The organism is Cellvibrio sp. UBA7671 (assembly GCA_002483145.1).
In the GTDB taxonomy this organism is placed as follows: Bacteria; Pseudomonadota; Gammaproteobacteria; order Pseudomonadales; family Cellvibrionaceae; genus Cellvibrio; species Cellvibrio fibrivorans.
Genome location: DLHJ01000002.1, coordinates 82,393 through 108,866 on the forward strand (window position 1 = coordinate 82,393; position 26,474 = coordinate 108,866).

The 26,474-nt window shown below is 49.4% G+C and carries 22 protein-coding genes; 15 read left to right on the forward strand and 7 right to left on the reverse strand.

Features of this window, described 5'->3' with window-relative positions:
* The first annotated feature begins 59 nt into the window (after nt 1–59).
* Nucleotides 60–1,073 carry an alpha/beta hydrolase gene (locus B4E62_RS00885; RefSeq protein WP_331350706.1) on the forward strand — a complete coding sequence of 338 codons (1,014 nt, stop codon included), beginning with the start codon at nt 60–62 and terminating at the stop codon, nt 1,071–1,073.
* Here the strand turns inward: B4E62_RS00885 and B4E62_RS00890 are convergent.
* The 5 genes from B4E62_RS00890 to B4E62_RS00910 all read right to left on the reverse strand — a co-directional run bounded on the left by B4E62_RS00890 (nt 1,042) and on the right by B4E62_RS00910 (nt 5,260).
* Complete coding sequence (locus tag B4E62_RS00890) at nt 1,042–1,656, reverse strand: DUF1287 domain-containing protein (RefSeq protein ID WP_331350707.1); 615 nt, start codon at nt 1,654–1,656, stop codon at nt 1,042–1,044. The two genes, B4E62_RS00885 and B4E62_RS00890, sit on opposite strands and share 32 nt — an antisense overlap.
* Before the next feature lie 13 nt (nt 1,657–1,669).
* Entirely contained in the window at nt 1,670–2,074 is a 405-nt protein-coding gene (locus tag B4E62_RS00895) for a VanZ family protein (protein WP_331350708.1), read from the reverse strand.
* A gap of 75 nt (nt 2,075–2,149) precedes the next feature.
* A complete protein-coding gene (gene mobA, locus B4E62_RS00900; RefSeq protein ID WP_310071717.1) occupies nt 2,150–2,773 on the reverse strand; it encodes a molybdenum cofactor guanylyltransferase MobA in 624 nt (207 codons plus the stop codon).
* Nucleotides 2,774–2,963: 190 nt separating this feature from the next.
* Nucleotides 2,964–4,664 carry a GMC family oxidoreductase gene (locus B4E62_RS00905; RefSeq protein WP_310071719.1) on the reverse strand — a complete coding sequence of 567 codons (1,701 nt, stop codon included), beginning with the start codon at nt 4,662–4,664 and terminating at the stop codon, nt 2,964–2,966.
* A gap of 2 nt (nt 4,665–4,666) precedes the next feature.
* Entirely contained in the window at nt 4,667–5,260 is a 594-nt protein-coding gene (locus tag B4E62_RS00910) for a gluconate 2-dehydrogenase subunit 3 family protein (RefSeq protein WP_310071721.1), read from the reverse strand.
* Nucleotides 5,261–5,499: 239 nt separating this feature from the next.
* On the opposite strand from B4E62_RS00910, the gene pdxH reads away from it, so the two are divergent.
* The 9 genes from pdxH (at nt 5,500) to B4E62_RS00955 (ending at nt 16,296) form a co-directional block, all read left to right on the forward strand.
* On the forward strand, nt 5,500–6,144 hold the full coding sequence (pdxH, locus tag B4E62_RS00915) for a pyridoxamine 5'-phosphate oxidase (RefSeq protein WP_331350709.1): 645 nt from the start codon (nt 5,500–5,502) through the stop codon (nt 6,142–6,144).
* Nucleotides 6,144–7,142 carry an NAD(P)H-quinone oxidoreductase gene (locus B4E62_RS00920; protein ID WP_331350964.1) on the forward strand — a complete coding sequence of 333 codons (999 nt, stop codon included), beginning with the start codon at nt 6,144–6,146 and terminating at the stop codon, nt 7,140–7,142. Before pdxH ends, B4E62_RS00920 begins: the two co-directional genes overlap by 1 nt.
* Nucleotides 7,135–8,337: a CaiB/BaiF CoA-transferase family protein gene (locus B4E62_RS00925; RefSeq protein WP_310071725.1), complete on the forward strand. Its 1,203-nt coding sequence runs from the start codon at nt 7,135–7,137 to the stop codon at nt 8,335–8,337. The genes B4E62_RS00920 and B4E62_RS00925 overlap by 8 nt, the downstream gene beginning before the upstream one ends.
* 10 nt (nt 8,338–8,347) lie before the next feature.
* Nucleotides 8,348–8,617, forward strand: a complete 270-nt coding sequence (locus B4E62_RS00930) for a DUF1653 domain-containing protein (protein ID WP_331350710.1) — start codon at nt 8,348–8,350, stop codon at nt 8,615–8,617.
* The gene (gene tadA, locus B4E62_RS00935) at nt 8,614–9,150 is read left to right on the forward strand and encodes a tRNA adenosine(34) deaminase TadA (RefSeq protein ID WP_331350711.1); all 537 of its coding nucleotides are present in this window, start codon (nt 8,614–8,616) and stop codon (nt 9,148–9,150) included. The genes B4E62_RS00930 and tadA overlap by 4 nt, the downstream gene beginning before the upstream one ends.
* A gap of 544 nt (nt 9,151–9,694) precedes the next feature.
* Entirely contained in the window at nt 9,695–10,303 is a 609-nt protein-coding gene (locus B4E62_RS00940) for a DUF2214 domain-containing protein (protein WP_310071732.1), read from the forward strand.
* 188 nt (nt 10,304–10,491) lie between these two features.
* Nucleotides 10,492–11,607 carry a cellulose binding domain-containing protein gene (locus tag B4E62_RS00945; RefSeq protein WP_331350712.1) on the forward strand — a complete coding sequence of 372 codons (1,116 nt, stop codon included), beginning with the start codon at nt 10,492–10,494 and terminating at the stop codon, nt 11,605–11,607.
* A gap of 24 nt (nt 11,608–11,631) precedes the next feature.
* Complete coding sequence (locus tag B4E62_RS00950; protein ID WP_331350713.1) at nt 11,632–15,006, forward strand: DUF1592 domain-containing protein; 3,375 nt, start codon at nt 11,632–11,634, stop codon at nt 15,004–15,006.
* 42 nt (nt 15,007–15,048) lie between these two features.
* A complete protein-coding gene (locus tag B4E62_RS00955) occupies nt 15,049–16,296 on the forward strand; it encodes a DUF1552 domain-containing protein (RefSeq protein ID WP_331350714.1) in 1,248 nt (415 codons plus the stop codon).
* Between the two features lie 479 nt (nt 16,297–16,775).
* Here the strand turns inward: B4E62_RS00955 and ppnN are convergent, their stop codons facing one another.
* Nucleotides 16,776–18,188 carry a nucleotide 5'-monophosphate nucleosidase PpnN gene (gene ppnN / locus B4E62_RS00960; protein ID WP_310071744.1) on the reverse strand — a complete coding sequence of 471 codons (1,413 nt, stop codon included), beginning with the start codon at nt 18,186–18,188 and terminating at the stop codon, nt 16,776–16,778.
* A gap of 202 nt (nt 18,189–18,390) precedes the next feature.
* Between ppnN and B4E62_RS00965 the strand changes: the two genes are divergently transcribed.
* A complete protein-coding gene (locus B4E62_RS00965; RefSeq protein ID WP_331350715.1) occupies nt 18,391–19,059 on the forward strand; it encodes an alpha/beta hydrolase in 669 nt (222 codons plus the stop codon).
* 9 nt (nt 19,060–19,068) lie between these two features.
* Here B4E62_RS00965 and B4E62_RS00970 read toward each other — a convergent pair whose 3' ends face one another.
* Nucleotides 19,069–20,154 carry a beta-N-acetylglucosaminidase domain-containing protein gene (locus B4E62_RS00970; RefSeq protein WP_331350716.1) on the reverse strand — a complete coding sequence of 362 codons (1,086 nt, stop codon included), beginning with the start codon at nt 20,152–20,154 and terminating at the stop codon, nt 19,069–19,071.
* A 432-nt stretch (nt 20,155–20,586) separates the two neighbouring features.
* Between B4E62_RS00970 and pgi the strand changes: the two genes are divergently transcribed.
* The 4 genes from pgi to pgl all read left to right on the forward strand — a co-directional run bounded on the left by pgi (nt 20,587) and on the right by pgl (nt 26,474).
* Nucleotides 20,587–22,248, forward strand: a complete 1,662-nt coding sequence (pgi, locus tag B4E62_RS00975; protein ID WP_331350717.1) for a glucose-6-phosphate isomerase — start codon at nt 20,587–20,589, stop codon at nt 22,246–22,248.
* Nucleotides 22,249–22,359: 111 nt separating this feature from the next.
* Nucleotides 22,360–24,186 (forward strand): phosphogluconate dehydratase, encoded by a 1,827-nt coding sequence (edd, locus tag B4E62_RS00980; RefSeq protein ID WP_331350718.1) that lies wholly within the window; start codon nt 22,360–22,362, stop codon nt 24,184–24,186.
* Between the two features lie 96 nt (nt 24,187–24,282).
* Nucleotides 24,283–25,770, forward strand: coding sequence for a glucose-6-phosphate dehydrogenase (zwf, locus tag B4E62_RS00985; protein ID WP_310071755.1), 1,488 nt, complete (start codon nt 24,283–24,285; stop codon nt 25,768–25,770).
* On the forward strand, nt 25,764–26,474 hold the full coding sequence (gene pgl / locus B4E62_RS00990; RefSeq protein ID WP_331350719.1) for a 6-phosphogluconolactonase: 711 nt from the start codon (nt 25,764–25,766) through the stop codon (nt 26,472–26,474). Before zwf ends, pgl begins: the two co-directional genes overlap by 7 nt.

Sequence of the window (26,474 nt, forward strand, 5' to 3'; positions counted from 1 at the left end):
TAAGAAATTATATCGGCATCTATTCGGTCATTTTGATTTCTTTAATGAGTAACATAACGATGACCTACGTTAGAACTATTCTGCGCTTTACGATAACTGTGTTGTGCGTTGCATTGCTTGGCTGCCAGGCAATCACCCAATTTGATGATCCAACCAATACCTATACCCCCGAAACGACCTACCAAAAACTGATTGGTGAATATCCGTTTATTGATATTGCCCGCCGTGCTGTTCCTGAATCTGTGCAAGAGATTAAAAACATCACGTATGTTCGCTACGGCCAGCGCGCGTTGCAGTTGGATTTGTATCTACCTAAATCTGCGTTGATTCAGCAAAAGCCGGGCATTGTGTTTGTTCATGGTGGTGGTTGGCGCGCGGGTTTCCGCACTAATTTCACACCTATGGCGATTGGTATGGCAGAGCGCGGTTATGTGGCGGCGACTATCAGTTATCGTTTATCGCCAGAGGCGCAATATCCGGCAGCGGTTCACGATGTGAAAGCCGCAATTCGCTGGTTGCGTAACAATGCCAAAAAATACGGTGTGAATCCTCAACAGATCGCAGTGGGTGGCGGTTCAGCGGGCGGGCAGATTGCAAGCTTGACGGGGGTGACGAATGGATTGGAAAAATTTGATCCAAACGCAAAAAAATCCTCTATATCTAGCGCCGTACATGCGATTGTCAATATCGATGGTTTATCAGATTTTACCTCGGAGGCTGCGCGTTTCCATGAGGACGATCCACGCAAAAATCCGTCAGCGGCCGGTGCCTGGTTTGGTGGACGCTACGCCGAAAAAACAGAATTGTGGCACGAGGCATCACCACTGTTTTATGTGAATAAAAATACTCCGCCGATTTTATTTTTAATCAGTGCCCAAGAGCGATTTAGTGTTGGGCATAAAGAAATGATTGAAAAAATGAAGCCGCTCGGGATTCCCTATCAGGTTGCGCAAATTCCGGATTCTCCCCATTCCTTTTGGTTGTTTGATCCCTGGCTGCAACCCTCCGTGGATGTAGTGGCGGGTTTTTTAGATCAACAATTCAAAATAACGCGTAGCGATAATGCCCGCTAATCGTATAGTCAAATAACATGTCTTCAAGTTTTGGGCCTGCGCCAATATTATGGACGATTAATGGTCGTAGGCCATCCGCAGAGTATTGATCGCTCACGATGCCGATGTGCGGTAAGTTGCCGGGCAATATCCAGGTGACCAAATCACCTGCTTGGTAATCTTGCGATTCACTGGATGCGATTAATTTTTTGCCGTGGCGGGTAAAAAAAGTTTGCAGGTTGGGTACGCGGCGATGATCGATATTGCTATCGGTTTTGGTTTGTCCCCAATTCTTTTTTGCGGGGTAGAGCGAAAAATTTCCGCGCATATCTTCGTGCACTAACTGTTGCAGATCTATACCGAGTTTACGGTAAGCCCGAATAATCACATCAGTACATACGCCGTATTGTGCGGGTACGTCACCCATTGGGTAGGAGATGTTAAAGTAAGCGCCGTTATAAGTGACATTGTCCTGTGTTTGCGCAACTGCCGCTGCGACGAGTGTTTGAGCATTATTTGTCGTGCGGGCAATGTTTTCTGCACTGCTGTGTTGTGCAATCAAAATCACTAAGCTACTAACGAGTGCGGTAAATAATCTGCTCATTGCTCCCGTCCTTTTATTTTCCGGATTTAATGTCAGTCAATTGCGCTGTGGTTTTCCAATACAGCAATTTTGCAAAAGGCGAAATGGTTTTTTCCAGCAACACGACGGTCATCAACCCCAACAATACACCGCTGCCATTAGCCAAAATATCCATGCCGCTAAAAGTGCGTGGTGGATTGAGATGTTGGCCGAGTTCAATCGCAATTGAATAGACAATTAAAAATACGGCGCGTTGCCAAAGTGGCCAGGTTGGCCGAGCAAAACTAATGGAGATGGCTGCTACGCAGTAGCCGGCAAAATGCATCAGCAAATCGTTGAAAACAGGAATGGAATTTTCAGGGTGGGGGGTCAGGCCAAGATAGGTATAAATCGCTAACAGACTGTAAAACTGTGCAACACACAACAATCGCCAAAACATGGTCAAATCTCCGCAAAAGATCGGGAGAGCATAACAGTTTGGATTGTGCGGGGCGATTGCAGCCGCGAACTAAGTTTACTTGACCAGTGCGACCAGAGGTTCTGCAGCGTATAGATCTTGCGGGACATTGATATTAAAGAACGGATCATAACCTTCAGCGGTGAATTCTACTTCTACCAACTTTTGCTGTTTGATCCAATCCTGTAACCGGGGGATATCACCAGTTTGTAGCTGCTGTTCAATTTTGCCCAGCAGTGATGCATGCCAGAGCGCAAAAATTGGATGAGTACGATTTTTGGATGCTGCAACGGCAAGCTGTGCATTCTGGCTAGTGGCTGCATCAAACAATTTGGTGACCAGGTCTGCAGGAAAGAAAGGAGTGTCAGACGCAAAACTGGCCAACCATTCCGCATCTGGATTTGTGGATTGCATCCAGGATAGTCCTGCATGGACACCGGCCAGCGGGCCGAGATTGCCGGGGTAAATATCGGGAATGACCGGCAGGCGGGTGCGTGCAAAACGCAAACTATTGCCGTTGGCATTTAACAGCAGCGACGCAACCTGTGGCTGGGCGCGTTCAACAGTCCGTTGCAGTAAGGTTTTACCGGCAAGAGGCAGCAGGCATTTATCGCCGCCGCCCATGCGTTTGGCAAGTCCGCCGGCAAGGATAATACCGACAACGGATGGGGAATTACTCATAGGTGTGTTTGGCTGGGTCAGAATCATGGTCTGGGATTAGTGGACCGCGCATCCCGGCATGTGGCGCGTTAATCCTTGTTTGCTCATGGTGATAGTGTAGCTGTTGGGCGGACGCATCACCATGCTTTTTATGTGAAGGATTTGTCAGTCTGCGGATTTGTAACAAGGGGCGGTCCCTGCCCAATTGTATTTAGAGTGCACCTGCCAGAATTTGTTGATGAGCATAGTCTACCGCGCGCGCGGTCAAGGCCATGTAGGTAATGCTAGGGTTCTGTGTACCAGAACTGGTCATACACGCGCCATCAGTCACAAACACATTGGGTACATCGTGCATTTGATTCCATTTATTCAGCACACTGGTTTTGGGGTCGTGCCCCATGCGCGCAGTCCCCATTTCGTGGATACAAGCTCCCGGCGCAGTAGCGTTGTTGTAAGAGGTGATGTTGGTACAGCCGGCAGCTTCCAGCATTTCTACCGCACACTTTACGCCGTCAGCGCGCAGTTTATGCTCATTATCCCGCAGCTTGGCGTCAAAGGTGATCAGTGGCATGCCCTGTGGATCGGTTTTGCTGAAATCGAGATACATCCGGTTCTCGTGATAGGGCAGCATTTCGCCGAAGCAAGTCATACGAACGCTATAAGCACCGGGTTTAAAGATCGCTTCTTTAAGTGCACTGCCAACAACGCCCTCTGGCGCATTGTTAATTCGGCGTGCTTCACCCTGGTAACCAAAACCGCGCAGGTAATCAGCTTTTTTACTCTGCTCATCAATATTGGTGAAGCGGGGGATGTAAAAGCCGGTCGGTTTGCGGCCGGAATAGTAGGTATCTTCATGACCCGGCAAAATGCCGGAAGCACCCATACCGTAATGATGATCCATAAGGTTATGGCCCAATTCGCCACTGCTATTACCCAGCCCGTTGGGGAAGGATTCCGAGCGGCTGTTCAGTAAAATGGCGGTGGTGCCCACTGTGCTGGCATTACAGAAGATGATTCGCGCTGATATCGCCAGCTGTTCACCCGTTTCCGCATCCTTGATGCGTACTCCCGTGGCTCGGCCACTGGCTGGATCATAGGTAATTTCCTGCACAATACTGTTGGGGCGCAGTGTCAGGTTACCTGTCTCTTCCGCGACCGGTAAGGTCGCTGACAAACTACTGAAGTAGGCGCCGAATGGGCAGCCGCGCCAGCAGCGATCGCGTGATAAACATTGGCCGCGTTTCCCCTTGTGCACTTCCGGTTTGTACTCACTTAAATTCGCGACGCGCCCCGGGGTTACCACTCGCTCGGGGAATTTCTTGGCCACCGTCTCGCGCAAATGTTGTTCGGCGCAATTGAGTGGAAAGGGTTTTAAAAATACTCCATCCGGCACCTGTTTTAGATTTTCCTTTTGCCCGCTAACACCCACAAAGGTTTCAACGTAGTCATACCAGCGTTCCAGATCGGAATAGCGAATGGGCCAGTCAATGGCGATGCCTTCTTTTTTATTGGCTTCGAAATCAATATCGCTCCAGCGATAACATTGGCGCCCCCACATCAATGAGCGCCCACCTGTATGATGGCCGCGAATCCAATCAAAACGCTCATCTTCCTCGTATGGATATTCGTCGTCTTTGTTGATCCAATGTTTGTTTGCCTGTTTGACCCACCAGGGCAAGCGATTCTGCTTTTGGTAATGCGTAGCAATTTCAGCTTGCGGAACATGGTCTTGATGCGGAAGCTCCCAGGGATCCATCATCGCCGTGGGATAATCGCCATGGGTTACCGCACGGCCGCGTTCGAGTACCAGCGTTTTATAGCCTTTGGTGCACAGTTCCATCGCGGCATACCCGCCGCTGATTCCAGAGCCAATAACTATTGCGTCAAAATCAGTTTCAGTAGTTCTAATCATTTTTAGAGCGCCCATGCTTTATTGTTAACCTCGTCCAGCGCAATACAGGGTTTGTAAGCACCGGGAATAGGTAGATAATTTAAAAACGTTTTAGCGACGGTTTCTGTGGTCAGGTAATAAGCGATGATTTGTTGTTTGAATTCCACCAAAGCTTTTTTTGCAACCGCTGTATCATCGCTCTTACTCAGCTCAAGCGTTTGCAATGTTTCTACTTGTGCGGCTGGTAAGCGCTGCAAAAACTCTTGCTGGTTCAGATAAATTTCCAACGCGGACCATTGGGTTTTAAACGCTGCTTGGTAGTGGGAGTCAAATACTTTTCCCAGCATAGTGTCGAGTGTGCTGTGCACTTTTACATCGGTTGCAGAGGGGCTGTCTGTACGTGGCAAAATGGTATCCGCCAGCAGCGCTACCAACGTAAATTGTTCCGGTGTAAAAAAGTGCAAAAGGTTGGATGTGGATGTGCCATCGATGTTTTTCGCGCTGTCTGGTGCGGGAGTCTGCTCTGAACAGCCGGACAAAATTACACTGGCCAGAGATGCTGATATCGCGCTACCGGTAATCCAGGCGGTATATCTGAGAACTTCGCGTCTGTTCATGGGGAAGCTTGCCTTTGTTGGTGTCAATTTTATTGTTAGTCTGGCGAGTGATTGGGACCATCCCATAAACTTGCACAGCATATAGTCAACATTGCCATAAGGCGTGGGTGATGTAAATTAGTGAGTCATTTTGCTGCCAGTGCTGAATTCCGGGATATCGTCAATTCCAGAACAAAAGTAATGATGGTCTGACATTTCTTAACAGAATCCTGCTTGCATCTGTTTTTTTTGGAGTTTCTATGGATTTACATTTAGAAGATTTTCGCCGCGAATATACGCAAGGCGGATTGGAGCGCGAAGATCTGGCAGACAATCCGCTTGAACAATTTGATCGCTGGATGCAGCAGACGATTAAATCCGGCATTCCCGATCCCAATGCCATGACCATCGCTACTGTCGATACAACCGGCCAACCGTCGCAGCGTATCGTGTTGTTAAAACACCTCGACGAAAAAGGGTTTGTGTTTTACACCAACCTCAATAGTCGCAAAGCGCAAGAGCTAAAACAAAATCCGAAAATCAGCTTGCATTTCCCTTGGTATCTGATGGAGCGGCAGGTGAAAGTCTGTGGAATAGCTGAGCAATTATCGGCAACTGAAGTTATGAAATATTTTGTCTCGCGCCCACGCGACAGCCAGTTGGGCGCTTGGGCATCGCAACAGAGCCGCCCGATTTCATCGCGCGCACTTTTGCTGCAGCAATTTGAATCCATGAAAAATAAATTTGCTAAAGGTGAAATTCCGGTACCGGATTTTTGGGGCGGGTTTCGCGTTAAGCCCCATCAAATTGAATTTTGGCAGGGCGGTGCGGCACGGCTGCATGATCGCTTTCAATATAATTTGCAAGCCGATGGTAGTTGGAATATTCAGCGTCTTGAACCATGATGAAATTTATTGCATTAAAAAATCCCGGTGATGTTGATCAGTTGGAGTTGCAAACTATGGCAACGCCGCAGCCAAACGACGATGAGGTTTTAATTCGTGTCTATGCTGCCGGTATCAATCGCCCGGATATTTTGCAGCGGCAGGGTATGTATCCACCTCCTGCAGATGCATCACCCATTTTGGGTTTAGAAGCTGCGGGAGAAATTGTCCACTGTGGCGCAAACGTAAAACGCTGGAAACAGGGCGATAAAGTGTGTGCGTTGGTGAATGGGGGTGGCTATGCTGAATATGTTGTTGCACCTGCAGCGCAGTGTTTGCCAATTCCACAGGATTTTTCTTATGTACGTGCTGCTGCACTTCCAGAAACTTTTTTTACGGTATGGCACAACCTCTTTCAGCGCGCGCGGTTAACAGCAGGTGAAAGTCTGTTAATTCACGGCGGCTCCAGCGGTATAGGCACTACAGCGATTCAATTAGCACGAGTCTTAGGTATACAAGTTTTTGCAACTGCTGGATCAGCAGAAAAATGTTCCGCAATTACTGCCTTGGGTGCGGCTGCAATTAACTATCATGAGCAGGATTTCGTCTCGGTAGTTAAAGAGCAAACCCAGGGGAAGGGTGTGAATGTGATTCTGGATATGGTTGGTGGCGATTATATCCAGCGCAATTTTTCTGCCGCTGCAAAAGAAGGGCGCATTGTGAATATCGCTTTTTTACAGGGCAGTAAGGTACAAGTAGATTTTATGCCGCTGATGCTCAAGCGGTTAACCTTGGCCGGTTCTACTTTGCGCGCGCAATCAGGGCAGGCAAAGGCAGGCATTGCAATTGATCTGGAAGAAAATGTCTGGCCGTTATTAAGTAATAAAAAGATTGAACCGGTGATTGATTCAGTATTTTCGTTTGAGCAGGTTGCTGCTGCGCATATGCGCATGGAATCGAATCAACATGTAGGAAAAATTATTCTCGATTTAACACTAAGTGATAATAAAGATGACTGATAAAAACCGCCGCCCCCTGGATGGCATTCGTGTGATCGAAATCGGGCAATTGCTTGCGGGTCCTTTTGCTGGTTGTATGCTCGCTTACTTCGGTGCGGAAGTAATAAAAATTGAACCGCCGGAAGGCGATCCTATCCGTGGATGGCGGGTACTGGAAAATGGCACTTCGCACTGGTGGCGCAGTATCGGGCGTAATAAAAAAAGTATCACTCTGGATTTGAAAAAATCCGAAGGCCAAAAAATTGCGCGGCAATTAATTGATGGCGCCGATGTGGTGATCGAAAATTTTCGCCCCGGTGTGATGGAGGGGTGGGGGCTTGGTCCGGATGAGATTAAACAGTCGAATCCCACATTGGTGTATGCGCGCATTTCCGGCTACGGCCAAACCGGTCCTTACGCTAGCAAACCCGGATTCGCCTCTGTCTGTGAAGGCATGAGCGGTTTTCGCTACGTAAACGGATTTCCCGAACAGGCGCCAGTGCGTCCAAATTTGAGTATTGGTGACACCATCTCCGGAATTCATGCAGCACTTGGTATTGCGTTAGCGCTGTTGGAGCGTGAGCGAAATATAGATGGTGAAGGGCAAGTCGTGGATGTTGCGCTATACGAATCCATGTTTAATTTAATGGAAGCGGTAGTGCCGGAATTTTCTGGTGCAGGTGTAATTCGCGAACCTTCCGGTACAACGGTAACCGGTATTGTGCCCACCAATACTTACCGCTGCAAAAATGGAAAATATGTGGTTATTGGCGGTAATGGTGATTCCATTTTCCAGCGCCTGATGGAAGTCGCCGGTTATCCCGAAATGGCGCATGATCCACGTATGTCAAATAATGCCGGTCGTGTTAAACATGAATTGGAAATCGACAATGCACTGGCTGCTTGGTGTATGAGTAAAGATGCCGATGAGATTTTAGGGCTTCTTGAGCAAGCGCGCGTACCGGGTGGACCGATTTATAACGTGCAGGACATGTTTGCTGACCCGCACTTCAACGCGCGTGGAATGTTTGAACAGGTAGAAATCAATGGCAAGCCATTAAAGATTCCGGCGATACTGCCCAAGTTATCCGACACTCCCGGCCGCACTGACTGGCCGGGTGGTGACATCGGAAGCCATACACAAGAAATCTTGCAATCAGTCTTGAATTTATCCCAAGTACAAATCGATGAACTAAAAACCGCGGGCGTTATTTAAGGTAATCACTATGAAGTTGAAATCCGGTTTGTATCGCCACTACAAGGGTAATGACTATTTTGTGTTTCAGGTGGCAACTCACAGTGAAACCCGCGAGCCATTGGTGTTTTATCGCTGTTTGTATGGCGATTATTCCTGGTGGGTGCGCCCGCTGGATATGTTTCTCGAAACGGTTGAGTTGGCGGGTGAAACTATTCCGCGGTTTCGCTTTGTGCGCGCCTTAACGGAACAGGAGCTTGTTAATTATCTGGCGCCGCTCGTGGAAGTAAAAAAATCGTGAGCAACACCGGACAAGAACATTCTCCCGAGAGCGATATTATTTTTTCGGCAGAGGACGCTCACTGGATGAACTATGCCTTGCAGCTCGCGGAAAAAGGCGAAGCAATGGGTGAAGTGCCGGTCGGCGCCGTTATTGTGCAAGATGGGAACATTATCGGCGAAGGTTTTAATCAGCCGATTAGCAGCCATGACCCTACTGCGCACGCCGAAATTATCGCGCTGCGCCAAGCTGCAATGCAGGTGCAAAATTACCGCTTGGTCGGCTCGACGATCTACGTCACCCTTGAACCCTGCACCATGTGTGTGGGAGCGCTGATTCATGCGCGTTTAGCACGTTTAGTCTTCGGAACAACAGAACCCAAGGCGGGTGCTGTGATCAGTAAATCCAGGTTGTTGGATAATAATTACTTCAATCACCGCATCGACTATGCTGGTGGTGTCTTGTCAGACCGGTGTCAACATCAACTCAGTCAGTTTTTTGCCCGTCGCCGGCAAGAAAAGCGCAATCAAAAATTCATTTCGTCGCCTGAGTAACTTCTTCCCTCCTTATCTTTTCCTACCTCAGAATTTTTATAGATAAAAAATGGGTTCCGGGTTTTTTGCGGAGACCCATTAGGTTTTATTGTCTTTTGGTCTATGCATTTGTTTTTTTAATCATTATTTTCGTGTTTCTATTGATGTTGGCGTCATTTTCATTGTTTTTGTGAGTTCTGTGCTGGTTTTATATGTGAAATTATTAAGTAATAGACTGGAAAACTATTTTCAATTTGGTATACAATTTGAAAATAATAAGAAAATTATTTTCAAAAACAAAAATAACTGTTTTAGTTATAAGTAATAAGCGCCGCATGGAATAAATAGGCGCAAACAACCACACCAGCCGCCGAGAGAACGAGAGACCCGGGTATTGCCTACTGCAATTGTCTGCAGTGGTTATGCCTTTCTTCCTGTTACCCAGTTGTTCGATGTTATGCCGTCCAGATCTGCCAGGGCACGGATTTATTTCTGTTTATGCCTGGTAGCTGCGCATATTCGTGGGTATTGGTTTCAAGAATTACAACAAAAGGCGCAGACGACTATGTTAAAAACCCTGATTGTTTATGCCCATTTATTGGCAGCCTGTGTGGCCATCGGTGTCTTGTTGATTCAGGACATGGCATTGGCCAAAACCAAAGGCAGGAGCCTCTCTGCTGGCATCGTCAAGGAGTTGGTTCAGTCGGCAAATGTTATGTTCGTTGCCTTGATTGTGTTGTGGATTTCCGGGTTGGTATTGGTGCTGGTTGGATATTTGGAGAATCCCCAACAGTACCTGATGAATGAAAAACTCTGGGCCAAGTTCACGGTAGTGAGCATCCTGACCCTGAATGGTATTGCACTCCATTATTTTAGTTTCCCCCGCGTGACCTCTGCCCAAGGGCTGCTGGGACAGCCCTCTCTGGAGCAAGTACTGGTGGTATTGACCGGTGCGATTTCATCGGTTTCATGGCTGTTTTCCTGCTACCTCGGTATTGCCCGCCCTTGGAATTACACCGCTGATTACGGGTTTGTAATGTCGATTTATGCCTTGCTATTAGTGGGTGCCTGCATTGTTGCTGGTGAGGTGCTGCGCAGTTTGCGCAAGGCTAGTTGCGAGCCACCTACTTTGACTGAGCGGATGCCGCTCAACGTATCGCGCGAGTTTGAATAATAATTTTCCCGGCCTCCTGGCCGGGGTTTGACCCAGTGACGATGTACAAATAATCGTCATACAACACGCTGTAGCTCTAGCCCTGACTCATTGATTCAGAGCCATAACAACAAAAACGTACAAGCAGTTTTATCACCGTTGTTAATCCCTGCCGATATCAATCGGCATACATTTCCGAGGAAGACACTATGAGTAGCCTTAAAGCCTCAGTGGTTAACCCTCGCCTGACAGGTGCCTTACGGCGTTCCTGTTATGCGATAGGTTTGTCGCTGGCTCTATCCACGCTGTCCACACAAGCCTTTGCCGCTTGCCAATACACAGTCACTGGCCAATGGAGTAATGGTTTTACCGGATCGGTCAAAATCACTAACGACACCGCTACCGCAACTACGGGTTGGAGTCTCAGCTGGCAATACACTGGCGATAACCGCATCAGTGGTAGCTACGATGTGAGTATGAGCGGCACCAACCCCTATACCGCCAAAAATGCGGGTTGGAACGGCACTATCCAGCCCAATCAAAGTGTGACCTTTGGTTTTCAGGGCAGCAAAGGTGCAGCTGCAGCAGAAGTACCTGTGTTGACTGGTACCTTGTGTGGAAATGCAACCAGCTCAGCAGTCAGCTCGTCTCGCTCCAGTGTGGCAAGTTCCATTGCCCCCAGCTCTATATCATCCAGTTCGATTGCACCGAGCAGTTCATCCCGCTCCAGCCTGGTAAGTTCCAGTGCGCCCAGCAGCCGCTCCAGCATGCCAAGTTCTTCGTCTGTATCCTCAGTTGATAGCGGGGGCTGGTCCTTGAACTCCACTGATTCCTACTTGAATTTTGTCACGACTAAAAACACTCACAACGTAGAAGCTCATAACTTTACCGGGTTGAGTGGAGAGATTAACCCAGCCGGCATTGCGACCTTGTCGATTGACCTGAATTCGGTGAATACCGGTGTGGCGCTGCGCGACCAGCGTATGCGCGACCTCTTATTCGAAACAATTACCTATCCAACGGCGACTGTCACTCTGGCTGTTCCTGCCAGTGTTATCGGTGGGCTTACGGTAGGTCAGTCCAGCCAAAATGACATCACCGCCAGTCTGAATTTGCATGGTGTGACCGCTAATGTCACCACCCGTGTGTTGGTACAGAAACTCTCGTCCACCCGTGTGTTGGTACAAAGTCTCGCCCCGGTATTGACGAAAGCCGATACCTACTCCTTGACCAACGGTGTAGAAGCTCTGCGCGCGGCGGTAGGCATTGCCTCCATTAACGCCTCGGTGCCAGTGGACTTTGCGCTCGTCTTTGACGCCCGTTAATTGGATGGAGCATAGGAACTTATCATGAAAAATTTATTGAAAATGTCGATGTTAGCTACAGGTGCCATCTGGGGCGCCATGGCCGCATCCAGTGCGCTTGCACAGGGCGCTTGTAGCGTGGCCTACCAAACCGAAAACAACTGGGGCGCCGGTGCCCAGTACAAAGTGACGCTTACCAATACCGGTGCCGCCAAAACCAACTGGGAACTTTGCTGGAGCTTTGCGGGTAGTGAAACTGTGTCCAGCCTGTGGGAGGGGACTTACACCCAAACTGGCAAAAATGTTTGTGTGAAAAATGTGGGTTATAACGGCAATCTATCAGCCAACGGCTCAGTCGTCTTTGGCCTTATTGTGGCCAATCCAGGCGCAGTCCCTGCTGCTTACACACTGAACGGCGCTGCTTGCGGCGGTACGGCGAGTAGTGCCGGCAGTAGCAGTAGTGTTACCAGTAGCATCGCGAGTAGTGTGGCATCGAGCAGTTCCAGCTCAATAGCGGTGACCGCTGCGCGTTGGTTGTTAGATGCGCCCAAATCGACGTTCCATTTCGTGTCAGTGAAGAAGGCGATATCGGGCGTTGAAACTCCGGAAAACCTCACTTTCAGCCAACTGCAAGGAACCGTGTCGTCGACTGGTCAGGCGACCCTTACTATCCCCTTGGCCAGTATCAGTACTAACAACACGGTGCGCGATCCCCGCATGCAAAGCCTGCTGTTTGAATCGGCTTACCTGCCCAGCTTGCATTTCACTAGCCAGCTCGACTTGGCGGCTCTGGATACCCTGGCTGTCGGTAGCACGCGCGTACAGTCGGTGACTGGCAATCTGGTACTGCATGGTGTAACCAAGGCTATCAGCTTTGACGCATTGGTCGTGAAGCACGCCAGCAACAGCGTCAGTTTTTCGCCGCGTAAACCCGTCATTATCAACAGTGTGGATTTTGACTTGAATGCCGGTGTGGAAGCTTTGCGGGCAATTGCGGGTTTGAGCAACATCGGTGAAAAAGTACCCGTGTATTTCAAAGTGTTCCTCAGCCGCGATAACCCCACCAACGTGCCAGCGATTAGCCTGGCTGCCGCGCCCAATACGCCGCTCAACCTGACCGGCTCCGTGGGTTTTACCGGCACAGCCAGCTTGAACTGGGCGGATGTTAGTGCCAACGAAAGTGGCTTCTTAGTGCGCCGCAAAGGTGCGGATGGCCGCTGGGCAACTGCTGCCAATGCTGCTGCAAACAGCGTTGGTTATCAGGATGCATTAACAGCCTCTGGTAGCTATGACTATAAAGTCATCAGCTACACCGACAGCATTCCATCGGCACCGACTGCACCTCTGACCCTGACCTATGACAATCCGGCTTCTTCCTCTGCCTCGTCGGTGTCGTCGGCTGTGAGCTCGTCAGTAGTCAGCACGAGTGCGTCCAGTCGCAGCTCGGGCAGTTCGAGCAGTGTTCCTTATTTGGGCGACGCAACCCGCGGTCAAAATCTTTGGACACAGCGTGGTTGCGTGGGTTGTCATGGGGTTGATGGAGTGAAATTTGCGGACGGTAGCTTCGCGATTCCGGTTAACCCTAATCGTGCTCACTACTCGCAAATCAAGGGTGAAAATCTCAGTCTGCGCAACTACATCGCTAAGTACATGCCAGAAACGAACCCCGGTTCCTGTACTGGTCAATGTGCGGCGGATTTGGAAGCCTTTATCTTCACTTGGCGTAAACCTGCCGATGGTATTCCCGATAATCCGGCGACCGCGTTCTCTTGCCCGAATACCACTACCGCACCTGGCCAGCGCACACTGCGTTTGCTGACCCGCGCGGAATACCAGCGTTCAGTGGGCGATTTGGTTAACTACCAGGACGATGTTGTTTCACGTCTGCCGGACGATGCCATTGCCGGTTCGTTCCTCAATAACAATGGTTTGCTGGTCGATACCGCCCGCTACTCAACCTACCTATCAACTGCTGAGCGTATTGCTGATTCGGTTGCGACTCGCTGGAGTTCAGTGCTGGCCTGTACACCTACCACGGCTTGTGCCGATAAGTTGGTCAGTGATTTGGCGCCCCGTATTTTCCGTCGCCCACTGACCACTGCCGAGCAAACCAGCTATCAAGGTTTGGCGCGTGGCACCACTGGTGGCCGCACAGTGACAGAGGGTATGAAGGTTGCGTTGGCGACCATGTTGTCAGCGCCACAATTCCTGTACCGCTCGGAGTTGGGTGAATTGAGTGGTGGTAATCTCTACAAGCTCAATGGCTACGAGATGGCAACCTACCTGAGCTACACCTTCACTGGCACTACACCTTCTGTGGACTTGATGGCTGCAGCTGCCCGTGGTGACTTGAATACTGCCGCAGGGATACGCCAACAGGCTGCTACGTTGATGAACTCGGCAACCACCAAAGTACTGATGGGTGATTTCATCAACCGCTGGTTGGGCACCGAAAAGCTGGCTACCCAGAATAAAGTCGGTGTTGCTAACTTTGCCGTTCTGGCGGGTGATATGCAGAAAGAGTTGGGTAAAAACTTTGCCTACGCAGTGCTTGAATCATCCACTACCTTTGCCACGGTGTACAACCCAACCTTCACGCACGTGAACCAACGTCTGGCGACTCACTATGGCCTGACTTACAGCGCTACCGGTGCTGATACAGACGGATTTATTCGTGCAAACACCAGTGATCGCGGCGGTATCTTGACCTCGGGCGCCTTTATGTCGCGTTATGCAAGAGACAATGATGCCAACTTGATCACTCGTGCAGTTGCCGTGCGCCGTAAATTGATGTGTCAGGATATTCCTGAGCCGCCATCGGGTGTTTCTTTGGATCGTGAAGCGTTGGCACAGAAACATGCTGCCTTCTTCAACGATCCAAAAACCACCGAGCGGATGATTGCGGACAAAATCACCGAGCCAACGACTTGCTCCAATTGTCACCTGGAAATCATCAATCCACTGGGTGGCGGCATGGAAAACTTCGATGCTGCCGGCCGCATCCGTACCACTGATCTGCGTGGCAATGCAATCGATACAGTGGCGACTTTCTTCTCACCCTATCAGCAACTGCAGTTCACTAATGATCCGGATCGCGTGATTCACCAGCCTGAAATTACTTTCAACGGCGCAAAAGACCTCGCGCGTACGATTGTCGAGCATCCGCTGGTGTCCCAGCAGGCCAAAACCTGTTTGGCAACCCAGTTTGTGAGTTACAGCAGCGGTGTTAGCTCTTACTTCCTGATCGATAGGGATGAAAGCCGTGAAGTGCCGTTCGAAATGTCACCCGGTGAGCACAACGCCTATCGCTGCAATATTGAAAAGTTGACCAATGTTCTGAACAGCAATGGTCCGCGCGCGATGTTGCAGGAAATTCCCGCGTTGGATTCTGTGATTTACCGGCAGGAGTGGGCGCGCTAAGGCGCGCTCCATTCTCCTTGTTAACGAATTGGAGTCAAAAAAATGAGTTATAAAGATTACTTCGATCAAGAGCGCCGGAACTTCCTGCGTGTTGTGCAACGTTCGGGTATCGCTATGGGTGCGATACAGGCGTCCAGTTTACTTGCGGGCGTGATGATGGCTCGGGTAGCAGAAGCGCAAACTGGTTCGCCCAATAAATCCGTTACCGTATTTATGCCGGGTGGTTGTACTCCCGCAAAGTATTTCCCGACGGGCACTACATTGCCAACCCAGTCCACTCCCTTGCAGAGTCATTTCTCGGCAGGCCGTGTCGCCTTGCTAAAAAATGCCACCATGATGAATGGTGGCCACGGTGTTATGTTCAACCGCTTTAATGACCCTAACCCTTGGGGCAAACAAAGCTTCGACGTAAACCTCGGCAAGGTGCTGAGTGCCAACTCTAATGCTCCGGTGAAGTGGCTGAATCTGGGTACTACAGCAGTATCTGAATTGTCACGTGACAACGCGGGTATTCCAACTATCACCAGCCCTCAAGCCGCGTTGGATATTTTGTTCGCGGGCGGTGGTGGCGGTGGTGGCGGAACTGTTGCACCGCGCAAATCCATGGTGGATTTCCATTATGCAGCGGTCAATGATCTGAAAACCAAGTTGGGCCAACATGAGAAGCAAAAGCTAGATAGCCACTTTAATGCGATCAGTGAAATAGAGGCATCTATTGCAGCGACTAATCCAGGTGGCACTTGTTCTGCCCCGCCCAATACGACTGCAGTTGGTTTTGACGCAACTTCAAAGCTAATGACCGATATCGCAGTATTGGCATTGGAGTGCAGTTTGTCTTCGTCTGTATCACTGGCGTTTGGGACTGACGAGCACACTCATGTACTTGATGGAGCCATGATCACTGACACGACCGGTGCTTACCGTCCGCGCCCATCACATGATTCTCACCATAATCAAGGTAACCCTAATTACGCCGGTTATTACGATCAGGATGTGCGTTACTACATGTCGCTTACCGCACAGTTACTGGATAAATTACAGGCCAAAAATTTGCTGGCATCTACCATAGTTACCCAGGTATCTGACATGGGTAACGTCGATGCTCACAGTGGACAAAATTGCCCAATGTTAGTGGCTGGTGGTGGTGTGCGCGGTGGAGTGATTGATGTAGGTGGTTTGAGTCAAGTTGCTTTGTTCCAGACAGTTGGTTTGGCACTCAAGGCAAATCAGGGGGCAAATGGGGCGTTGTTTAGGAATTGGGGTGCCAGCACCATTTCCGGACTTTTTTAACCGCCAACTACTAGATAATTGCTAAATCACAGAGGATTACTGATCAATAGCAGGGATGCTGTTTTTAAGCCGGTGTTGCGGTGCATTTGACGCATGCGCAGTCCGGCTTTTTTATTGTCTGTTTTTTTGTAAGTTAAGTGGTGATTCTTTCGCTTTTGCAAACCCACAAATGAGTAGGGGCCGCAAAAGCGGCCCCATACAATGCTATCCCTAAGTAGAAGTAGTCAATTTGCGTCGATTTTCCTTTCGAATCCCTGACCGCCTTTCCTCCTGCGCTAGTGCAATCCTTTGATGTCATCCGACATCGCTTCCCTAACAGGTGGGCGCATCCATTGACCTTGCCTGGCCAGCACACATCATTGTCTACTTCCTTGGTGTGGTTATTATGCTGCTGTAGCGGGTGTGAGAATAGTCGCTAAAGTCGCTAGTTTTTGTGAGACATTGACTACATCCTAGATCACTTGAGTCTATGTAAGCGGTTACTTAATAACCTTATAGCAAGGTATATACTCGCGCCCTGGTAATTTCATCCGGCTTTGGCGAGCGAAGGATTCCAATAATTCATCAACGGGGTGCATGATTTCGTAATCTCCATGTAGCTCAAAGTGCCCGTGTTTCTCAATTGCCAGGATACCTTCTTCTTTTACATTGCCCGCTACAATCCCGGAAAATGCGCGCCGCAAATTGGCGGCCAGTTGGTTGACCGGTTGGTTTTTGTGTAGCTCGAGGTTGCGCATATTTTCATGGCTGGGAACAAACGTTTGTTGCAGATCCGGGCTGATTTTTAATTGCCAGTTAAAGTAGTAGGCGTCGTCGCTGTGTTTGCGGAACTCGCGTACTTTTCTAATACCGTCTTTCATTTCCTGTGCAACAGTAGCAGGATCATTAACGATAATTTTGTAGTGCGCTTGCGCTTCTGCACCCAGTGTGTCGCCGATAAATTTATCGATCCGTGCAAAATATTCAGCTGATGTCTCCGGGCCGGTAAAAATAAGCGGGAAAGGAATGTTTTTATTATCCGGATGCAACAGCAAACCAAGGATATAGAGAATTTCTTCTGCGGTACCTGCACCGCCTGGGAATACAATAATTCCATGACCAAGACGCACAAAGGCTTCAAGGCGCTTTTCAATATCAGGCATGATGGTGAGTTGATTTACGATGGGATTAGGAGCTTCAGCAGCAATAATTCCCGGCTCTGTAATTCCAATGTATCTGCCAGTGGTGATGCGTTGTTTGGCGTGGCCAATGGTTGCGCCTTTCATGGGGCCTTTCATTGCGCCTGGGCCGCAGCCGGTGCAGATATCCAAACCGCGCAGGCCCAATTGATAGCCTACTTCTTTGGTGTAGTCATATTCAATTCGGTTGATTGAGTGACCGCCCCAGCAAACCACCAGATTGGGGTCAAGACCCGGTTTCATTAAATTGGCATTACGCAACATGTGAAACACGGCATCGGTTATACCTTCAGACGTCCCCACATTAAATTTTGGATTGCGACTGAGTTCATCATTGTTGTAAATCACATCGCGCAATACCGTAAATAAATGCTCGCTAATACCGCGAATCATTTTGCCATCGACAAACGCGTTGCCGGGTGCATTCTTCACCGCGAGTTTTATACCGCGCTCTTCTTGTACGATGCTGATATCAAAATCTTTATAGCGTTCCAGTAGTTCTTTGCCGTTATCCGTATCATTGCCCGTATTGAGTACGGCAAGGGCACAACTGCGAAATAATTTGTATAGACCGCTTTGGCTGGAGTCTAATAACTTGGCGACTTCAACCTTGGAAAGAATATTCAGTTGATCAATGGGGGCGATAATGGCGCTTACTGTTTCGTACGCGCCTGCTGTTTGCGCGATAGGTTGATTATGATTCACGTTATTCATGGTGTTCCTTAGCATCACGGATGCAGTTGTTCCAATAAGCAGTTTTGATATGGCGTTTTTGAGGCTATGAAGCAAGTGTAGTGTTATTTTGCTGATTGTGCGTATCGGTGCGCTTGCCCAATTGAGTAATTGTCAGCAATATTACACATCAATAAAAATTCTGAACAAAAATTAAGCAAAACTTACGTAAACGAGAACCCTTATGGAATATTTACCTTGTGTTGAAAAGCTAAATCAGCCGCAGATACCTGTTACTGCTAGCGTAATTTGGCTCCATGGTTTGGGAGCAGACGGCAATGATTTTGCACCTTTAGTGCCAGAGTTACGTTTACCTGAGGAGTTATCGGTACGGTTTATTTTTCCGCATGCGCCACAAATTCCCGTCACCATTAATGCTGGATATATCATGCCTGCCTGGTACGATATTTTGGAGATGAATCTGGAACGTAAAGTGGATGAATCGCAATTAATCGCCAGTGCTGAAGCTGTGCAGCGTTTAGTAGAGCGTGAAATTGCGCGTGGTGTGGCTAGTGAAAAAATTATCCTGGTGGGATTTTCCCAAGGTGGAGCGGTTGCCTATCACGCGGGGTTGACCTACAAAAAATCACTGGCAGGGTTGTTGATTTTGTCGAGCTATTTTGCCACTCATACAACAGCTAGTATTCACGCCGCAAATCAAAAGACGCCGATATTAATTCAGCATGGCATTCTTGACCCTGTAGTGAACGAGGCGTTAGGGCAGCGCGCCTATCGCTTTTTACAAGATCGCGGTTGCAATGTGCATTATGAATCCTATCCAATGGAACACACTGTATGCATGGAGCAAGTTGAATCCATGTCGAAGTGGATTCAATCGGTGCTGCTAAAATAAAACGTTTAATTATTCAGTCAGGCATGCAGGGTCAAATTGGTATTCATCATTTAACCAGGCAATGATTTCTTGCGCGTATGGGTTGTTACCAAAGCGCTGATAAGTGGTCTGTAAAAAATATCGCTCTTGTTGAGAAAGTTTTTTCAACCCGAGATCTTGTAATTGATGGGTATCTTGTTGCAATTGTTTCGCTAAAACATCGCCGCATAGATTGCTACAGATGTTAGTAAAGGCGGCATCTGCAGAGTAATTTTCTTTTTCACGGTAAGCCAAGGGTAAGCTGGCCAAGGGAATTTGCGAAAGCCAGGGTTGATTCATTGGGTTGACGGCATGCCCGGCTACTTTATCAGCTAATTGGCTGTGGCCCTGATCAAATGCGCGCAGCTGCAATAAGTTGGATTTCACTGCGCCGTCATTAACCGGGTAGTTATCCCACAAAAAGGGTTTGCGGCCAATTAACTCGGTTACTTGTGCGAGATGTTCAGCAGGGTAATTGGTTGAGCAGACTTTTTCCCCGGTCCAAAACATATCGATACTTTTATCCAGTTGCTGCGCGAAGGTTTGCCAGTAGTTCTCCGGCATTGAGCCAAATACGCGTTCCAGTACTGGATCAAAACTGTAATAAGTGGGGCAAAAAATAATTTTTTTGGCGTTGCTGGCCGCTGCTGTCTGATGGGCGATATCGATCTGGATCTGTGCGAGCCCGGGAATGTCGCCGCGCATATCATCAAATAAAATGCACAGGATATCGGGCTCCAATTGATTAATCTGTTGGATGCGCAAGTCTAGTTGCGCGCGCTGGTTGCGCGTGTTGTCGAGATAAATTTCGTGGGGGCTGAGGCCGATACCGAACTGCACATTAGCTGCGCGATAAATCTGGCGTAAATCAGCCAGTGATTTTTTAATCTCAACAGGCCAATCTATTTGCCACTGTCTGCGTAAATTTTTGTCGTCTTTTGGTGCGTAGATATAAAAACCGTACTCATTTAGTGCAAGAAATTGCGCGTAATTTTTTCGATCCTGCCAGCTCCAACTGCGGCCAAAAAATCCTTCAATGACACCAAGAGATGCTGTGTAGTTTTTATTCGTATGCATAAGTGGGATCTATAGGCTGAATGAGTAATTATGACCTTGGGATTCTCTTGGTGAGCGACTGTATTTTTTAGCTGATCTAACAAGGGCAATCGACCCTGTAAACACTGCGCTTTAATTGACACCTAAAACCCATCTGCCTATCATAGCGGCCTTTTTAAACAGCGCAATTCTCGCGGCAATTACGCTGTTTTTGTGTTGTTGCCACGCAACCGCTGCTGATTGTATTGGCACGAACGTTCGGCGTATTCGCAGCTTATCAGTTTCGTTTGCGCTTAAAGGCTTAATTCTAGGATGGTAAGCATATAACTTTGAAACTGGTAGGAAGTTTATCCTTCACTACTTGTCGGAGTCGGGTCGGACTCAAACTAACAGAATAGAAATCAACCACTTGTTTAGGTATATCACCTACGCATTTTTGTTTGTGGAGTAGAAATGACTAACCCTGATGTGCGCCCTACCGATTTGCCTGCGTGGAAAACCCTTACTGCCCACGCAGCTCAAATGAAGTCCCGACACCTGAAAGACTTGTTTGCCGCTGATGATAAACGTTTTGCCAAGTTCTCCCTGCAATTATCCCATCTGTTATTTGACTACTCCAAAAACTTAATTACTGATGAAACCAAAGCGGCGCTGCTGGCATTGGCTAAAGAGTCCAATGTTGAAAGTTGGCGCGCCAAGATGTTTGCTGCCGAGCACATCAACGCCACTGAAGACCGTGCGGTTATGCACGTTGCCCTGCGCGATAAATCCTCCAAGCCGATTGTGATCGACGGCGCTGACGCGCGTCCGGCAATTAATGCCGAGCTTGAGCGTATGCGCAAACTGAGCGAAAAACTGCGTTCGGGTGAGTGGATTGGTTTTACCGGCAAAACTATCACCGACATTGTCAGTATCGGTATTGGCGGATCCAACCTAGGGCCATTGATGGTGTGTGAAGCGCTCAAGGATTACAGCGATAAACGCTTCAATATGCATTTTGTCTCTAATATCGACGGTGTGCAAATTGCCGAGGTATTGGCCGGCCTGAATCCGGAAACTACCTTATTTGTTATCTCCTCTAAAACCTTTACCACGCAAGAAACCATGACCAATGCGCGCACTGCCGAGCAATGGTTTATGGCGGCAGCGGGTAATAAAGCAGCGATTGCCAAACACTTTGTGGCGGTCTCAACCAATCGTAAATTGGTAACTGGTTTCGGTATCGCCGAAGAAAATATTTTTGATATGTGGGATTGGGTCGGTGGCCGTTTCTCACTCTGGTCGGCGATTGGTTTGCCGATCGTATTGTCGCTCGGTTACGAACTGTTTGATGATTTGCTGCAAGGCGCTTATGAGATGGATCAGCACTTCCAGACAGCGCCGCTGGCGGAAAATGCGCCGGTAATGCTGGCATTGGTGGGGATCTGGAACCGCAACTTCCTCGGTTATCCTGCCCATGCGCTCCTGCCGTATGACCAGTGCCTGCACCGTTTCCCAGCTTATATGCAACAGGCGGAGATGGAGAGTAACGGTAAGTCTGTTAATTGGGCGGGTGAGCAGATCAGTTATGGCAGTGTTCCGCTGGTATGGGGCGAGGTGGGTATCAACGGCCAGCATGCTTTCTACCAAATGTTGCATCAGGGTACCGACATTATCCCCGCTGACTTTATCGGTTCAATCGCTCCTACTGTTGCGGTCGAAGGTCATCACGACGCGTTGATGGCGAATTTCTTCGCGCAGACACAAGCCTTGATGCTGGGGATTGATGCGGACCAGGTGCGCCGCGAGTTAAGTGCAAAAGGGATGAGTGCTGCACGCATTGAGGAGATCGTGGAACATAAGGTGCATCGCGGTAATCGCCCAACTAACACTTTCTTATTAAATAAAGTCGATGCTCGCTCGCTAGGTGCCCTGATCGCGCTTTATGAGCACAAAATTTTTGTTCAAGGTATCATTTGGCGCATCCATTCATTTGATCAATGGGGCGTGGAGTTAGGTAAAGTCCTCGCTGCAGGGATTCAGCCTGAATTGGATTTGGCGAAAGAAACCAATCCAAAACACGATGCTTCAACGCGCAACTTGATTGATTTCTACAAGCGCGCCAAAGCAAATTAAGTGGTAGTTCCGAGAGATTCATAAGCAGAGCGCCGGGCAACGTACCCGGCGCGATTGCGCGCAAATCAACCGATTTGCGCTAGATACAGCCCCAAGAGCAATGGTATTCCCATGACTGACGTACTAAGCACAGATCCAAGACTTGTTGAAATCACCGAGCGGATTATTGCCCGCAGCCGCGACACCCGTGCCGCCTATCTTGCGCGCGTCAACAAATTCCGCAGTAAAGGGCCTGCTCGTCACCATCTGGGTTGTGCAAATCTTGCCCATGGTTTTGCCGCTTGCAATAGCTCCGACAAGGAAGCCTTGGCTGAAGGCCAGGCTGCGAACCTCGGGGTAGTCTCTGCGTATAATGAAATGCTGTCTGCCCATGTGCCCTATGGTGAGTATCTGGAGCCCATCAAGGCGGCTGCCAAAGAAATGGGGATGACCGCACAAATGGCAGGCGGTGTACCGGCGATGTGCGACGGCGTAACCCAGGGATTCCCTGGTATGGAGCTGTCACTGTTTAGCCGCGATGTGATTGCGATGAGCACTGCAATCGCGCTGTCACACGATATGTTTGACGGTGCTATTTGTCTGGGGGTCTGTGACAAAATTGTTCCCGGTTTAATGATGGGAGCACTGTCATTTGGTCAGCTGCCGATTATTTTTATTCCCGCAGGTCCGATGACTCCCGGTCTGCCAAATGCCGAAAAAGCCAAGGCGCGCCAATTATTTGCTGAGGGCAAAGTAGGGCGCAAGGAGCTGTTGGCCGCAGAGAGCGCTTCTTATCACAGCGCCGGTACCTGCACTTTCTACGGCACCGCCAATACCAATCAAATGTTGATGGAAATCATGGGGATTCACTTACCCGGCAGCACCTTCATCAACCCCTATACCCCTATGCGTGAGGCCTTGACCCGCGCTTCGGTGCATCAACTTGCCCGAATTACTCGCGATGAGTTGGTAACTCTGTCCGACATAGTGACCGAGAAATCGATTGTTAACGGTATTGTCGGCTTGATGGCCACTGGTGGTTCAACTAACCATGCTATGCATATCGTTGCTATCGCCCGTGCTGCAGGCGTGTTGATTGATTGGCAGGATTTGTCTGACATTTCAGATATAATTCCGCTCATGTGCCGCATCTATCCGAATGGATTGGCCGATGTAAACCGCTTCCAGGCTGTTGGTGGTATGGGCTTCCTGATGCGCGAGCTACGCAATGCCGGTTTGCTGCATGACGATGTAAAAACCGTTATGGGTGGTTCAGGCTTGTCGGCGTATACCAAAGAGCCATTTTTGGAAAATGGCGAGGTGGTTTGGCGTGAAGGGATACAGGAAAGCCTCGATGATGCAGTCTTGCGCCCGGTTGCCAAACCTTTTGCACCCGAGGGCGGCATGAAGTTGCTGAAAGGTAATATTGGCCGTTCAGTGATCAAAATTTCCGCAGTCAAAGCGGATCATCGCAAAGTGGTTGCTCCTGCGATCGTGTTCCACAGCCAGGAAGAGTTGCAATCCGCGTTCAAGCGCGGCGATCTGGAAAAAGACTTTATTGCAGTGGTGCGTTTCCAGGGGCCAAAGGCCTGCGGAATGCCTGAGTTGCATAAGCTGACTCCACCGCTGGGTGTATTGCAGGATCGCGGTTTTAAGGTGGCCCTTCTGACTGATGGCCGTATGTCGGGCGCCTCTGGTAAGATTCCGGCAGCGATCCACATGACGCCGGAAGCCCTGGATAACGGTCCCATCGGCTTGATCCGCGACGGCGACATGATTGAATTGGATGCTGAATCCGGCACATTACAACTGCTGGTCAGTGAGGAAGAGCTAAGTGCTCGCCAACCTGCCCAGTGTGATTTATCAGCAGTTCACTATGGTATGGGGCGTGAATTGTTTGCGCCCCTCCGCGCCACAGTGGGATTGGCTGAAGAAGGAGCTACTGTATTTAACTGGTAATTGCCCGTTAAATCCTGGACCCCGAACCTGTGTTCGGGGTCTTCGTTTTTAAAAAGTAAATCCACTTTTCAAGATTCACAAACAGGATTACCCCTCATGCTTGAAGCATTTGATTTTGTCATCTTTGGTGGCGCTGGCGATTTGGCTCTGCGCAAGTTGATTCCCGGTCTCTATCGCGCCCATCGCGAAGGCTCTTTGGCCGCAGGCTCACGCATTATTCCAACCTGCCGCAATACCCAGATGGTTGCTGAATACAAAGACAAGGTGCGCGATGCCGCAGAAAAACACCTCAACTCAGATGAGTTTGATGCTGCCGCTTGGGATGCATTTTCCAAATGCCTGTTTCCGGTATTTGTCGATATTGGTACTAAAGATGAGCATTGGGACGCTTTGGCGCAATTGCTAAATAGCGGTGGCAACAGCCAGCGTGTGTTCTATCTCTCTACCCCCCCCTCAGTGTTCAGTATCTGCTGCAAACATTTGCACGAGACTGGTTTGATTACCGCCACCTCCCGTGTAGTGGTGGAAAAGCCCTTGGGTTATGACGCCAAAACGGCAGAGGAAATTAATAGTCAGATCGCTGAATACTTCAGTGAAGATGCTATCTTCCGTATCGATCACTATCTCGGTAAAGAAACCGTACAAAACTTGCTGGCGCTGCGTTTTGCCAATGGCATGTTTGAGCATCTGTGGGATGCGAAATCTATCGATCACGTACAGATCAGCATTTCGGAAACTGTTGGCCTCGAAGGTCGTGCCAGCTTCTATGATGGCGCTGGTGCGCTGCGCGATATGGTGCAAAACCACATTCTGCAGTTGCTCTGCTTGGTGGCGATGGAGTCACCGAATAAGATGACTGCCGATCGCATCCGCGCGGAAAAACTGAAAGTATTGGAAAGCCTGCGCCCTCTGAATGGCAACACGGTTAAGTACAACACTGTGCGCGGCCAGTATGTCGCCGGCGAAATGGGTGGAAAAGCCGTTCCCGGATATCTCGATGAGCTGGGACAAGCGAGCAATACCGAAACTTTCGTTGCGATCCGCGCTTACATCGACAATTCCCGCTGGGCCAATGTGCCTTTCTACCTGCGCACCGGTAAACGTATGAAGCAACGTTTTGCCGAAATCGTTATCCAGTACAAAGATGTTGCACACCGTGTATATCCTGAATCTGCCGGTATGGCGACGCCTAACCGTTTGATCATCCGCCTGCAACCGGAAGAAAGTATCAAGATCATTATGGTGTCCAAAGATCTGGAGAAGCACGAGACGCACCTGCGCCCCGTTGTGCTCAACCTGAATTTTGCCGATACCTACAAGGATTTCTATTCAGATGCTTATAAGCGCCTGATGTTGGATGCCGCCGCTGGAGATGCGAGTTTGTTTATCCACCGCGCTGAGGTGGATGCAGCTTGGGCGTGGATCGACCCGATTATCGAAGCCTGGCAGCGTCCGGAAAACAAACCGCACGGCTACATGGCCGGTAGCTGGGGGCCGCAAGCTTCGGCACAGTTGATGGCCAGTGACCGCCGTCGCTGGTTCTCCATTGACGAAGTCTTGTCAGGGGCGGATCAGGAATGGTAAGCGAGCGTTTATTTGACAGCCGCGCGAAAATGATTGTCGCGCTGCAGGCAGAATGTGAAGCAGCGCTGCGCGCAGCGATCGAGGATCGCGGTGAAGCGACTTTTATGGTGTCGGGCGGCAGTACACCTGAACCGCTGTACAAAGCTTTGAGCAACTCCGATCTGGATTGGGAGTCTGTCTACGTCGCCTTGGTTGATGAGCGCTGGGTGGAGTTTGCGCACGATAAAAGCAATGAAGCTTTTACCGTAAAGCACCTGATCCAGAATAAAGCTGCCGTCGCCAATCTGGTCGGTATGAAAAACTCAGCGGAAACCGCAGCTGAAGGTTTGGATGATTGTGAAAGCGCTTATCAGCAACTAGCGCAACCCTTTGATGTCACCATACTCGGCATGGGTTCCGATGGGCACACTGCATCATTATTTCCTCATGCGCAGGGGTTAGATGAGGCGTTGAATCCGGAGTCTGAGCAATTGTGCGCGGCGATTATCGCCAAGCAAAGCGAAGTAACCGGTGCAATTACCGAGCGCATGACCTTGACATTGGCTGGTTTGCTCCGCTCCAAAACCTTGGTGTTGCTACTGACTGGCGATGAAAAATTGGCAGTACTACGTGCAGCCCAGGCGGGTACCGATATAAAAGAAATGCCGATCCGTGCAGTGTTGCAACAGCAAAAAGTGCCGGTTGTGGTTTATTGGGCGCCTTGA